General features: G+C 59.5%; 12 protein-coding genes. 9 read left to right on the top strand and 3 right to left on the bottom strand.

Annotated elements, in window-relative coordinates:
• Positions 1 to 95 precede the first annotated feature (95 nt).
• Positions 96 to 884: a DNA-binding transcriptional regulator gene (locus BLW11_RS18705; RefSeq protein WP_048360936.1), complete on the top strand. Its 789-nt coding sequence runs from the start codon at positions 96 to 98 to the stop codon at positions 882 to 884.
• Between the two features lie 990 nt (positions 885 to 1,874).
• Here BLW11_RS18705 and BLW11_RS18695 read toward each other — a convergent pair.
• The gene (locus BLW11_RS18695) at positions 1,875 to 2,744 is read right to left on the bottom strand and encodes a LysR family transcriptional regulator (RefSeq protein WP_048360937.1); all 870 of its coding nucleotides are present in this window, start codon (positions 2,742 to 2,744) and stop codon (positions 1,875 to 1,877) included.
• A 154-nt stretch (positions 2,745 to 2,898) separates the two neighbouring features.
• Between BLW11_RS18695 and BLW11_RS18690 the strand changes: the two genes are divergently transcribed.
• The 7 genes from BLW11_RS18690 (at position 2,899) to BLW11_RS18660 (ending at position 8,911) form a co-directional block, all read left to right on the top strand.
• Entirely contained in the window at positions 2,899 to 3,936 is a 1,038-nt protein-coding gene (locus BLW11_RS18690) for an amino acid ABC transporter substrate-binding protein (RefSeq protein WP_048360938.1), read from the top strand.
• Between the two features lie 13 nt (positions 3,937 to 3,949).
• Positions 3,950 to 5,104 carry an amino acid ABC transporter permease gene (locus BLW11_RS18685; protein WP_048360939.1) on the top strand — a complete coding sequence of 385 codons (1,155 nt, stop codon included), beginning with the start codon at positions 3,950 to 3,952 and terminating at the stop codon, positions 5,102 to 5,104.
• Positions 5,105 to 5,106: 2 nt separating this feature from the next.
• Positions 5,107 to 6,204 carry an amino acid ABC transporter permease gene (locus BLW11_RS18680; protein WP_048360940.1) on the top strand — a complete coding sequence of 366 codons (1,098 nt, stop codon included), beginning with the start codon at positions 5,107 to 5,109 and terminating at the stop codon, positions 6,202 to 6,204.
• Positions 6,201 to 6,977 carry an amino acid ABC transporter ATP-binding protein gene (locus tag BLW11_RS18675; protein ID WP_048360941.1) on the top strand — a complete coding sequence of 259 codons (777 nt, stop codon included), beginning with the start codon at positions 6,201 to 6,203 and terminating at the stop codon, positions 6,975 to 6,977. The genes BLW11_RS18680 and BLW11_RS18675 overlap by 4 nt, the downstream gene beginning before the upstream one ends.
• The gene (locus BLW11_RS18670) at positions 6,974 to 7,933 is read left to right on the top strand and encodes an isoaspartyl peptidase/L-asparaginase family protein (protein ID WP_048360942.1); all 960 of its coding nucleotides are present in this window, start codon (positions 6,974 to 6,976) and stop codon (positions 7,931 to 7,933) included. Before BLW11_RS18675 ends, BLW11_RS18670 begins: the two co-directional genes overlap by 4 nt.
• A gap of 65 nt (positions 7,934 to 7,998) precedes the next feature.
• A complete protein-coding gene (locus BLW11_RS18665; protein ID WP_048360943.1) occupies positions 7,999 to 8,304 on the top strand; it encodes an NIPSNAP family protein in 306 nt (101 codons plus the stop codon).
• 196 nt (positions 8,305 to 8,500) lie between these two features.
• Positions 8,501 to 8,911 (top strand): SRPBCC family protein, encoded by a 411-nt coding sequence (locus tag BLW11_RS18660; protein ID WP_048360944.1) that lies wholly within the window; start codon positions 8,501 to 8,503, stop codon positions 8,909 to 8,911.
• 404 nt (positions 8,912 to 9,315) lie between these two features.
• On the opposite strand, the gene gudD is transcribed toward BLW11_RS18660, so the two are convergent.
• Both gudD and BLW11_RS18650 read right to left on the bottom strand, forming a co-directional pair.
• Positions 9,316 to 10,665 carry a glucarate dehydratase gene (gudD, locus tag BLW11_RS18655; protein WP_048360945.1) on the bottom strand — a complete coding sequence of 450 codons (1,350 nt, stop codon included), beginning with the start codon at positions 10,663 to 10,665 and terminating at the stop codon, positions 9,316 to 9,318.
• A 13-nt stretch (positions 10,666 to 10,678) separates the two neighbouring features.
• Entirely contained in the window at positions 10,679 to 12,019 is a 1,341-nt protein-coding gene (locus BLW11_RS18650) for an MFS transporter (protein WP_048360946.1), read from the bottom strand.
• Between the two features lie 331 nt (positions 12,020 to 12,350).
• Here BLW11_RS18650 and BLW11_RS18645 point away from each other — a divergent pair, with 331 nt between their 5' ends.
• Positions 12,351 to 13,061, top strand: coding sequence for a FadR/GntR family transcriptional regulator (locus BLW11_RS18645; RefSeq protein WP_048360947.1), 711 nt, complete (start codon positions 12,351 to 12,353; stop codon positions 13,059 to 13,061).
• Positions 13,062 to 13,143 lie beyond the last annotated feature (82 nt).

The raw sequence follows: 13,143 nt of genomic DNA, 5'->3' as shown, positions 1-13,143 counted from the left end.
GTATGGAAATCGCGAAGCTGGTGAACAACGACAACCCTTGCTAGGGTGCACTCAGTGCACATCGTTGATTTACCGATAAAAATAATGGGAAACACATGAGCGAAACCGAATACAAGGCCGTGCGGGGCCTGATGCGCGGGCTGTTACTGATCAACGGTCTCAACCGTTTTGACGGGGGCGCCAGTACGGCTCAACTGGCTGAGCAGAGTGGCCTGCACCGCACGACCGTGCGTCGTTTGCTGGAGACATTGCAGGCCGAAGGCTACGTGCGCCGCAGTGAATCCGATGACAGTTACCGGTTGACCCTGAAGGTGCGTGAGCTGAGCGAAGGCTTTCGCGATGAGCAGTGGATTTCTTCGATTGCTGCGCCCTTGCTCGGCCAGTTGCTCCAGCAAGTGGCGTGGCCCACCGACCTGTGCACCCTGGATGGCGACGCCATGGTGATTCGCGAAACCACTCACCGTTTCAGTCGCCTGTCGTTTCACCGTTCGATGGTGGGGCGCCGTTTGCCCTTGCTGATGACCGCAACCGGGCGGGCATACTTCGCGTTTTGCCCGCCTGCCGAGCGAGAAGAATTGATCGAGTTGATGATCAGTCGGGACGACTCGCAATCGCCGCTGGCGGCGGATCGACGATTCGTCGAGCGACTGGTGGAGCACACCCGCAGCAAGGGGTATGGCGAAAACAACGCGCACTGGGGCGAGGAGCGCAAGATCGCGGCGATTGCGATCCCGGTGATGCACGAGGAGCGGGTCATGGGTTGCCTGAACCTGGTCTATATCGCCAAGGCCATGCCGGTGGAAGAAGCTGCCCGCCGTTTTCTGCCTGCGATGCAGGAGGTGGTGGAAAAAATTCAGGCAGGGTTGGGCGCAGACAAACTGTAGCCGCTGAGGAGCGCAGCGAGGCTGCGATGGGCAGCCCTCGGATTATCAGACAGACCGGGTGTGCAGGGTTTGCGAGCGCTGCGCGCCCGGACGCAGCCTCGTTCTACTCGTCAGGGGCTTGTATGTTGGCGCTAAAACGTTTTGCGCAAGGTTCTGTGGCGTCTGCGATGGATTTTGCTTTTGCTTTTGCTTTTGCTGGAACCACACGTATGTCCAGACGACGCGAATGCCCATGACAGTGCCGAAGTGAGGGAACCACCGAGCCTGGGCGAGGCGGCCGTATGGTAGGGCAAGCCTTTTTGGTTACTTTTTCGGCGTCTGGAAAAAGTGACCCGCCGTAAGGGCGGAACCCGTAGAAAGTCGTGACACATCGAATGGATATGTACTCGGCGTAGGTGCGGGCGCATCGCAAAACAACTGGCACACGGGGTACATATCCGGCATCCGCAGTTAACTGAAATTATGGTTTCGCTCTTACAGCGAGTCCCTTTTTGAAGGACCAAAAAGGAACCAAAAAGTCCTCGCCCCAGCGTACGGCCTTCGCTGCGCTCAGGTGTCCCTCGCGCAGGTACGCTCCGTGGGCCCGCCGTGACGGGCCATCCATGGCCCAACACGGCTCTCCCGGCATCGATGCCGGTCGACCCACTAAGCAGAACCTCCTCTCGGCCTCCCGAAGGGGCGGGCAGATCAAAAGCGCTGCACGCCGAGGCGGCCGACCGGCCGGCCTGATTGGTGGGGTGCATTCACGATCTGTAGTCGCTGACGAGCCGTGCGAGGCTGCGTTCGGCTTGGTGCGCCACTGCGACGTAGCAGTCGCAAAGTCAGCTTCCTCGGTTAATCAGGCATACCGCGTGTACCGGTTTTGCGACCGCTGCGCGCTCGAACGCAGCCTCGTACTCCTCGTCAGCGGCTACAGGAGGAGGGCGTGAGTCTTTGGAAAATGCTGTAGCCGCTGCGCAGCGGCCCCCGGGATTTTTACATGCCCTTTGTCTATAACCGCTGCCAGAGCGCATCGGCCTGCGGGTTACGGTTGTCCCGCCAGCGCACCAGAATCACTTCCAGATGGTCGGATTCCATGTCCGGATACAAGCGCACCAGTTCCCCGCGCTCGATCAGCGGCGCAACCATGCTGTGGGGCATGCACGCCACGCCCTGGCCGCTGGCGACCATCGGTTTGAGGGCTTCGGACACGGTGGCCTCAAACACCTGAAGCAGGCGATGAGGCTGGGGGTGGCGGTTGATCTGGGTGCGGGACAATTCGTGCAGTTGCGCACTGCGCGAATAACTGAGCAGCGGGATCGGTTCATCGGTCTGCGCGCAATGCATCGCCAGTGCCGGGGTGGCGACCCAGTACAGCTCGTCATGGCCCAGGGACTTGACCTCGAACTCACTTTGCCGGGAGTAGGGCGCGGTCTTGGTATCACGGTAGAACAGGATGAAGTCGCAGCGCCCGGACATCAGCGCCATGTAGTAGTCATCGGTGCTGCGATAGCCGGTATCGATACGGGTGAACAGGGGCGTTTGCGGGCTGTTCAACTGGCTGATCCAGTCCGGGAAGAAGTTGCACGCCAGCGTGTGCAATGAGGCAAAGGTCAGCGGCCGATTCAGCACTTTTACGCTCTGTTCGCAGTCGCGGGCCATGCGCACCAGTTCCACGGCATTGGGCAGCAAGGCTTCACCGGCGGCCGTCAGTCGCACAGGGTTGCGTTCGCGGTCGATCAGGGTTGCCCCCAGATGCGCTTCCAGCAATTGGATTCGCCGGCTCAGCGCCGATTGCGAAGAGCCGCGCATGCTGGCCGCTGCCGTGAACTTGCCGGTATCGGCCAGGGCGAGAAAGTCTTCATACCAGTCGATGTTCATAGAGTTATTCCAATATTCGATAGCCCGTCCAGATTAGTGGATCAATAGTCGCTATCCGGCCCATGCCTCTGTCTTTATTGTGCGACTGAACCGCCACCTGCCGTTGAACTGTGGTTGACAGGCATAACAAGAAGAATTTTGAAGGGGCAATGATATGCACAAATTGGATAGGGCGAAGCTTTTACTTGGGGCGCCACTGCTGGCGCTGCTGGTGACCAGTGCTCAAGTCGCCCAGGCAGGTGTGCTGGAAAAGGTCAAGGCACATGGCAGCGTGCGCTGCGGCGTGGCCGGTGACAAACCGGGGTTTTCCCTGATCGACGATAAAGGCCGCTGGACCGGCATGGACGTGGATTTGTGCCGTGCCGTTGCGGCCGCGGTGTTGGGCGATGCGGACAAGGTCGAGTACCTGACCACCACCGCCAAAAATCGCTTTACCGCCCTGGCTTCCGGGGAGATCGACATTCTTTCGCGGGCCGCATCCTGGACCGCCGAACGGGTGGCCAACCTGGGTGTGGACTTCACCACGGTCTGGTTCTACGACGGCCAGGGCTTTATGACCCACGCAGCGGATGGCATCAAAAAGCTGACGGATCTGGACGGTGCAACCTTTTGCCTGTCGCCGGGCACCACCTCCGAGCAGAACCTTGAAGACTATTTCGGTCGGCGCGGCCTGACTTACAAAACCGTGGTCATCGAAAAGAGCCCCGAACTCTACGCCGCCTTCCAGCGCGGGCGTTGCAATGCAATCTCCAACGATTCCTCGGGCCTGGCGGCCCGGCTGGCGCTGATGAACAACCCCCAGGACTACGTGCTGTTGCCGGAAGTGATCTCCAAGGAGCCACTGGGTGCTTTCGTCGCTCAGGGCGACACCACCTGGCGCAATATCGTGACCTGGACCGCCTACGCGCTGATGACGGGCGAAGAGCTGGGTGTGACTTCAGAGAACGTCGACCAACTGCGCGGCGATAAAACCGCGTCGACCGATATCGCCCGCTTGCTGGGCACTGAAGGCAAGATCGGTCCGTCCTTCGGCCTGGACAGTGACTGGGCGTATCGCGCCCTCAAACAAGTCGGCAACTACGCGCAAATCTACGACCGTAACCTCGGCCAGCAGACGGCACTGAATATCCCGCGCGGGCTGAACCGCAGCTGGAAAGACAGTGGCTTGATGTATGCACCGCCGATTCGTTAAGGGGATTACTGTCATGTCGACCCATCGTTCGCACAACCTGCGTCTTTCGAGTGTCTTGCAGCAAGGGCTGGTACTGGCCCTGGTTGCGGCAGTCTTCTACCTGCTTTCCAGTAACGCCGCGCTGAACCTGAAGCATCTGAATATCGCCTCTGGATTCGGATTTCTCTCTCAGCGTGCTGGCTACGACATCAGTTTCTCGCTGATTGATTACACCCCGGACGCGACCTATGCCCGGGCGTATCTGGTGGGTTTGCTCAACACCTTGCTGGTGTCGGTGCTGAGCATTGTGCTGGCGACTCTGCTGGGTGGCGCGCTGGGCATGGCCCGCGTCTCGGAGAACTGGCTGATCAAGCGCCTGAGCGGGACCTGCATCGAGTTTCTGCGCAACGTGCCGCTGGTGGTGCATCTGGTCTGGTGGTACGGCCTGGTACTGGCGTTGCCCGGGGTCAAGCACTCGGCCTCGTTGTTTGGCGTCGTGTTTTTGAACAACAACGGTCTGAACCTGCCCTGGCTTGCGCAAGGCGGTCAGGTTGGCTGGGGCCTGGCCCTGATGGTGTTGGGCACGTTGCTGGGCTATCTGATTTGTCGCTACAAGGAAGCCCGTACGCCGTGGCGCGGCTTTGCCTCCAGACGCTGGCCCGCGCTTCTGGCCGGGGCCGTGTTGCTGCCATTGCTGGTGTACGCCTTGAGCGGTGCCCATGTGCAATGGGAGGTGCCGGTGCCCCACGGTTTCGGGTTCAAGGGCGGGATTACCCTGGTCCCGGAAATGCTTGCACTGGTCCTGGCCCTGTCGTTTTACAGCGCCAGCTACATCGCAGAAATCGTGCGGGGTGCCATCGAGTCGGTGCATCGTGGTCAGTATGAAGCGGCCAAAGCGCTCGGCTTTAAATCCGGGTCAACCATGCGCCAACTGATCGTGCCGCAAGCGATCTACCCGATGATTCCGCAGATCACCAACACGTACCTGAACATCGTCAAGAACTCCTCGCTGGGTGTGGTCATCGGCTTTATGGAGCTGGTGTCGTCTACCGGCGGTACCACCCTTAACCAGACGGGTCAGGCCATTGAGTGCATCGCACTGGTCATGGGCACTTACTGTGCGATCAGCCTGGTGATCTCCCTGGGGATGAACTTCTACAACCACCGTATCGGCCAGAGGGGGCACTGAACATGACCGCCATGAATCAATCACTGGCTATCGCGCTGGCACCTCCAAAATTGCCCTGGGTACAGCGGGCCGTGGCCTGGAGCCGTAGCCAGCTGTTTCCCAGTGTGGGCCACAGCCTGCTGACGCTCAGCGTCATTGCACTGTTGTGCTGGTGCGTTCCTGCGGTACTCAACTGGCTGGTGTTCGACGCGACGTTCGTGGGCGACAGCGCCAAGGACTGCAACCCCAACGGCGCCTGCTGGCTGCCAATTACCCAACGCTGGAACCTGTTTGTGTATGGCTTCTACCCGCAAGCCGAGCAGTGGCGGGTAACCCTGTCGATGGTGCTGGCGGGTACGGCGTTTGCGCTGCTGTTTTTCAAGCGTCTGGACCGCCGCGTGCTGCTGGCCTATCTGGCCTTGCTGCCGATCGTGATGTGGTGGTTGCTCAAGGGCGGCGCCGGGTTGCCTGAAGTGTCTTCGACCAAGTTCGCGGGGATGCTGGTGACAGTGTTTCTGGGCACTGCGGGGATGATATTCGCCTTGCCGCTGGGGATTTTGCTGGCCCTGGGTCGACGTTCAAAGTTGCCGGTTATCCGCATGCTGTGCGTGCTCTATATCGAGCTGGTGCGCTCGGTGCCGGTGATCTCGCTGCTGTTTATGGCGTCGTTGATGATCCAGCTGTTCCTGCCGCCGGGCTCGGTGTTCGACATCCTGCTGCGGGTGCAACTGGTGCTGATCCTGTTCACGGCCGCCTATATGGCCGAGACCCTGCGCGGCGGTTTGCAGAACCTGCCCAAGGGCCAATACGAAGCCGCCATGGCATTGGGTTTTGGCTACTGGAAAACCATGGGCCAGATCATCCTGCCGCAAGTGCTCAAGCAATCCATTGCGCCCTTGCTCACGCAATTTATCGGCCTGTTCAAGGAAACCACCCTGGTGATGATTGTCGGCGTGCTGGACATCGTCGGTATCGCCATGAGCACTGCCGTAGCGCCAGAGTGGGTTGAGTACGGCCACGAAATTTACGTCTTCCTGGCGATCTATTTCTTTGTCATCTGTTTTGCACTGTCGCGCTATGCCCGACATCTTGAACTTCGTATGGAGCAAAGCCGCTCATGATCCTGAAACCCAAGGCAGATGCCGCCGCGATGGTGCGTATCGAACAATTGAACAAGTGGTTCGGCAATGCCCACGTGTTGAAAAACATCTCGCTGAATGTGCAAGCCGGAGAAAAAGTGGTGATCTGCGGGCCGTCCGGCTCGGGTAAATCGACCTTGATCCGCTGCATTAATCAGCTTGAGCAACACCAGCAGGGCCTGGTCGAAGTGCTGGGCGAGGAGCTCAATGGCAGCGTCAAGGGCCTGGAGCGTATTCGCCGGCAGGTGGGCATGTGCTTCCAGCACTTCAACCTGTTCCCGCACCTCACGGTACTGAAAAACTGCACGTTGCCGCAGACGTCCAATCTGGGCGTACCCGAGGCTGAAGCCATCGAGCGCGCGCTGGCCTTGCTGGACAAGGTCAAGATGCGCGACCACGCCAACAAGTTTCCTTCGCAGTTGTCCGGTGGTCAGCAGCAGCGTATCGCGATTGCCCGGGCTCTGTGCATGCAGCCAAAGGTCATGCTGTTCGACGAACCGACCTCGGCACTGGACCCGGAAATGATTGCCGAGGTGCTGGACGTGATGACCAGCCTGGCGCAGGAAGGCATGACCATGATCTGTGTGACCCATGAAATGGGTTTTGCTCGCAAGGTTGCTGACCGTATTGTGTTTATGGACCAGGGCGAAATCGTCGAGGAAGCGCGGCCCGAGCGGTTTTTCTCGGCCCCGGAATCACCTCGTACCCAACGCTTTTTGAGCCAGATAATTAATCACGGAGTGCATGCGCAATGACTCAATCCATAGCGATGGCCTTGCATGGCGGTGCCGGTGTACTGATGCCCGGCGTGCTGACGCCAGATGACGAACAGGCGATCCACGCAGCACTGTTGCAGGCGCTCAAGGCCGGTGTTGATGTACTGGAACAGGGCGGCAGCAGCCTGGACGCCGTGCAGGCAAGCGTGGTCGAACTCGAAGAGTGCCCATGGTTCAACGCAGGTAAAGGTGCGGTGTTTACCCACAAGGGAGACCACGAACTGGACGCGGCGATCATGAACGGCGCCAACCTCGAAGCCGGGGCGGTGGCTGGCGTACACCACGTGCGTAACCCGATTTGCGGTGCGCGGGCAGTACTGGAACACAGCGAGCATGTGCTGCTGGCAGGTGAGGGCGCGGATCTGTTCCTGTCCGAGCAACCCGACCTTGAGCACGTCAGCAACGACTGGTACGACACCCCCTTGCGTCGTCGCCAGTGGGCTGCGCAGCAACAACAACCGGAGACGGTCTTGCTGGAGCCGGGTGGCGTGGAGAAAAAATTCGGCACCGTGGGCGCCGTGGCGCTGGATCGGCAGGGGCATGTCGCGGCGGCCACCTCCACGGGCGGCATTACCAACAAACGCTATGGCCGCGTGGGCGACTCGCCGCTGATCGGTCTCGGCACCTGGGCCGATGACCGCAGTGCCGCGATTTCAGCGACCGGTCACGGCGAATTCTTCATGCGTACCGTGGTGGCACATAATATTGCATCGCGTATCCGGCTGGTGGGATCGAGCCTGGCAGACGCCTGCGAACAGGTGGTGCAGGGCGAACTCAAGGACCTGGGCGGAAACGGCGGCGTGGTCGCCGTGACACCGTCCGGCGAGACGGTACTGAGCTTCAACACCCCGGGCATGTACCGCGCCTGGCGGGATGCCGAGGGCGGCCTGCACACTGCGATCTACGCCGAGGATGATCGCCTGCACGCGGTGTGAGCGTGTTGACCCGTGAGGCGGCTGGAGACTAGTCTCGGTCTCTTTTCGCCTCATGGAATGAACCGATGATCACGTGCTACCTGCGTTATGTGATTGACCCGTATCAACTGGCCGAATTCGAAGCTTATGCGAAAGTGTGGATACCGCTGGTAGCGAAGTTCGGCGGCCAGCACCACGGCTACTTCCTGCCTTCAGAAGGCGCCAACAACATCGCCCTCGCAATGTTTACCTTCCCCAGCCTCGCGGTCTATGAAGACTACCGGGAGCGCTCCAGAACCGATGCCGAGTGCATTGCCGCCTTCAAGCTGGCAGAAGACAACCGCTGCATTCTGAGCTACGAGCGAAGCTTCTTCAGGCCACTGTTCGAGTAACCGGGCGCGGCGCAATGTTGTGTGGACGCCGGGTTGCCCTCCGGCGGCCCAGGGATCTGCAGTCGCTGTCGAGGTTGTGTTCGCAGCAGACAATCGGGCGCCTTTCGCGCAGCATGTTGTCGCCCTTCACACCGTACATCCGGACCGTCGAAAGCAGGGCGGTCAAACCCCATCTCTTCAAACAGGTACATTTCACATGGCAACTGCATCCGCGTTTATCGATATTCCCGCTTCGGCCGATCAGGTGTGGCAATTGATCGGCGGTTTCAACTCACTGCCGGACTGGCTGCCGTTTGTTGTTAAAAGCGAACCCGGCGAAGGCGGGCGCTTGCGCACGTTGCGTACCGAAGATGGCACGGTGATCGTCGAGCGGCTTGAAAAGTTCGACAACGCGAGCAAAACCTACAGTTACTCCATCACCAAGGCGCCGTTCCCGGTGACCGATTATCTGGCGACCTTGCGCGTCGAAGCCCACGGCGACGCCTCGCGGGTGACCTGGTCGGGGCGTTTCACGCCTCTGAGTGTCAGCGATGAAGAGGCACAAGAACTGTTTGCCGGGATCTATCAGGGCGGCTTGATGGCGCTGCGAGCTAACTACGCAGGCTGAAGAGCGGCCAGAGTGCTTGATTTGCAACGCAATTCAGGCACCGGCGCGGTGAGCGCAGACGGGTTTCAAGGTGGGTAATAAATACTCAAATCAAGCCCCGTAATGGCTTTTTATAATCACGTTGGATCCAAAAAAATAATAAAAAACGTGGCGATTTAATGACTTAGGTCAGTATTGATTTGAAATAAATTGTGCAGAATCACTTGTTACCGATTGTTACGATAGGGTAAGATCGCCCTGCGTTCACCTACCACGGTTTATGCATTTTTAAGCCCCAAGTTTCCATCAGCTACTTGGGCTTTTTTTTGCCTGCGATTCAGTATTGGATCCATTTTTCAGGCATGAAAAAGGCGCCCGTTGCAGGCGCCTTCAGTCAAATCTCACGCCATTGATCAATGGCGAACTCAGCGTACAAGGCAGGGCTTTTTGTTGTCATATTTCCAGCCGGGAATCATGTACTGCATCGCCACACTGTCGTCTCGCGCACCCAGGCCCATACCTTTGTACAGCTCATGCGCCTTGGCCACGGCGTCCATGTCGATGTCTACGCCCAGCCCCGGTCTGGCGGGCACCTTGATGTGGCCGTCGACAATTTTCAGCGGCTCGCGAGTGAGGCGCTGGCCGTCCTGCCAGATCCAGTGGGTATCAATGGCGGTGATTTCGCCAGGGGCCGCGGCTGCAACCTGAGTGAACATGGCCAGGGATATATCAAAGTGGTTGTTGGAGTGCGAACCCCAGGTCAGGCCCCACTCGTGGCACATCTGCGCGACCCGTACCGAACCCTGCAGGGTCCAAAAGTGCGGATCGGCCAAGGGGATGTCCACGGCCTGGGACTGAATGGCATGACCCATTTCGCGCCAGTCGGTGGCGATCATGTTGGTGGCGGTGGGCAGCCCGGTTGCACGGCGAAATTCTGCCATCACTTCGCGTCCCGAATAGCCGTTTTCCGCACCGCAGGGGTCTTCGGCATAGGCCAGCACTGTGTGCTGGTCGCGGCACAGTGCGATGGCCTCCTTGAGTGACCAGGCGCCATTGGGGTCCAGGGTGATGCGGGCAGCGGGGAAGCGTTCGGCCAGTGCGGTCACCGCTTCGATCTCTTCGGCGCCGCGCAGTACGCCACCCTTGAGCTTGAAATCGTTGAAGCCATATTTGGCTTGTGCCGCCTCGGCCAGGCGGACCACGGCCTGGGGGGTCAGTGCTTTCTCATGGCGCAAACGGAACCAGTCATCGGCATCGGCTTCACTGCGGTAGGCCAGGTCGGTCTGCTGGCGGTCGCCGATATAGAACAGGTAGCCGAGCATTTTCACGGCGTCGCGCTGCTGGCCTTCGCCGAGCAAGGCTGCCACCGGCACTTCAAGGAACTGACCGAGCAGGTCGAGCAGGGCGGCTTCCATGGCGGTGACGGCATGGATGGTGATGCGCAGGTCAAAGGTCTGCAGGCCACGGCCCGCCGAGTCGCGGGCGGCGAAGGTGGTGCGCATGGCGTTGAGGATGCTCTGGTAGTTGCCGATGGGTTGGCCCACCACCAGGCTGCGCGCGTCTTCAAGGGTTTCGCGGATACGCTCACCGCCCGGCACTTCGCCGACGCCGATATTGCCGCTGCTGTCCTTGAGGATGACGATGTTGCGGGTAAAGAAGGGGCCGTGGGCGCCGCTCAAATTGAGCAGCATGCTGTCATGGCCTGCCACCGGGATCACCTGCAAGCTGGTGACGATCGGGGCTTTTGTGCTGTGGTGCTGATGTTCGGCGTTCATGGTCTGTTCCTTGTCAGGCAGGTTGCAGGGCGGCGGGGGGCACAGCCGTTGGCGTGGGTTTGGTCTTGGCAAAGAACACGATGATGGCCGCAATGATCGACGTACCGGCTAGGCCATAGAGTCCGCCCTGAATCGAGCCTGTGGTTTGTTCCAGAAAGCCGAAGGTGGTGGGGGCGACGAATCCGCCGAGGTTGCCGATGGAGTTGATCAGCGCGATCACTGCCGCCGCGATGCGTGCATCCAGGTAACCCTGGGGGATGGGCCAGAACAGCGCAGACGCCGACTTGAAGCCGATCGCGGCAAAGCAGATGGCGATAAACGCAAAGATCGGGCCGCCGGTGGTGGAGAGGAACATGCCCAGCGCGGCAATCAGCAGGGCCGTGGCGATCCAGGCTTGTTGATACTTGAAACGGCTGGCCAGCGAAGCAAAGGCGTACATGGCGATGATTGAAATCAACCACGGGATCGAGTTGAAAAAACCCACCTGCATGTCGCTCAGGTCACCCATTTTCTTGATGATGCTCGGCAGCCAGAAGGTCGCCGCGTAAATGGTCAGCTGGATGCAGAAGTAGATCGCGCAAAACAGCATGATCTGGCGGTCCTTGAGTAGCGTAAGCATGCTGGGTTTGACGGTGTTTACCGCATCGCGCTCGCGCTGTTCGCGGTCAATTTCGTTGACCAGCGCATCTTGCTCTTCACGGCTGAGCCACTTCGCGTCATGGGGTTTGGAATCCAGCCAGTACCAGACAAAACCGCACAGAAACACTGAGGCCATGCCTTCGATGATGTACATCCACTGCCAGCCATGCAGGCCCATGCCGGTGATTTGCAGCAACAGACCGCTCAGTGGCCCCGAGATCAGGGAGGCCAGCGCCGACCCGCTGAGGAAGATGGCAATCGCCTTGCCGCGCTCGGCGCCGGGCAGCCAGCGGGTGAAGTAATAGATCACGCCCGGGAAGAATCCGGCTTCGGCCACGCCGAGTAAAAAACGCAGAATATAGAAGTGGGTTTCGTTCTGGATAAAGGCCATCAGGGTAGCGGTGATGCCCCAGGTGAACATGATCCGGGTCAGCCAGATGCGGGCGCCGACTTTTTGTAGCAGCATGTTGGACGGTACTTCGAACAGCGCGTAGCCGATGAAGAACAGCCCGGCACCGAAGCCATAAGCGGCGGCGCCAATGCCCAGGTCGTGCTCCATGTGGGTACGCACAAAGCCGATGTTTACGCGGTCAATGTAGTTGACGATGAACATGATGACGAAGAGCGGCAGTACATGCCTCTTCACCTTTTGGATCGCACGCGCCAGGACAGGGTCGTTGGCGTGCGCAGCAGACGGGTTACTGGAAGTGTTCACAATTCAAAGCCCCACTGATTATTTTTATGCGGGTGATGTGTGCTGCAAGTCGGGCTTGCAGTTGACGGACATCATACGAGTTGACTTTTGCCCTCGCAATGCCCTGAAACAAACCAATAAGTTATAAAAAATCCCTCTATGAATGCTTTTAGTCGATTTTATAGCGCTTTATGCCGATTTTCTCGGGGTTGATGGCGGTTTTTAAATGCTCGTCTGGCGGCTTGAAGTCTTTATACACGGTGGGCTGTCTGCATATTAACTTGGTTGTCATACATGTTGGGGGCGGTTGTAGTGCTAGTATCAGGAGGTCTTGTTCGAAAGGAATTGCCCCATGCACGACCCGCAGAACGCAATGGTTCGCAAGCGTTCCCCCGGCCTGGCCCACGATATCGTGGCCGAGCTGACACAACGGATCTTGTTGGGCCAGCTGGTTCCCGGCGAGAAGCTGCCCTCCGAGTCGGCCATCGTGCGTGAGCAGGGTGTGAGCCGCACGGTGGTGCGTGAGGCGATTTCAAAATTGCAGGCATCGGGGCTGGTCGAAACCCGGCACGGGATAGGTACCTTCGTGTTGGAGCGCGATCAGCGCCATGGCATTCAGTTGAGCCGCGATACCGCGGCCAGCGTGCGCGGCATCCTTGAGTTGCGCATGGGGCTGGAGACCCAGGCTGCGGCGCTGGCTGCCAAACGTCGCACGGCAGAACAACTGCTGCAGATGCGCCAGGCGCTGGATGACCATCAGGACTCACTGGCCAATAACGACAGCAGTGTCGAGCCGGACTTGCGTTTCCATCGGCTGATTGCCCAGGCCACGGGCAACACCTATTTCACCGATATCATTGCGCAGCTGGGGCGTTCGGCGATCCCGCGTACCCGGATCAATAGCGAGGAGCGCGGTGATGCCGACCTGAAGCAGTTGGGGCAAATGGCAGTGCTGGAACATGAGGCAATCTTGCGTGCCATTCGCCGGCAAGACCCCGACGCCGCCCGCGCGGCCATGCTGCTGCATCTAAGCAACAGCCTGGAGCGGATGGCGGGGGAGTGACCGTGGCCTCGCCGTAAGGGCGCCCCCCTCAAAACAGCCCCTGCGCTCGGTCTTCTGTGAGGGGCGCTAGTGTCGTTTGGAC

This window comes from Pseudomonas deceptionensis, assembly GCF_900106095.1.
Classification (GTDB): Bacteria; Pseudomonadota; Gammaproteobacteria; order Pseudomonadales; family Pseudomonadaceae; genus Aquipseudomonas; species Aquipseudomonas deceptionensis.
Note: the sequence above shows the minus strand (reverse complement) of the source record. Positions and strands in the feature narration are given on the sequence as shown.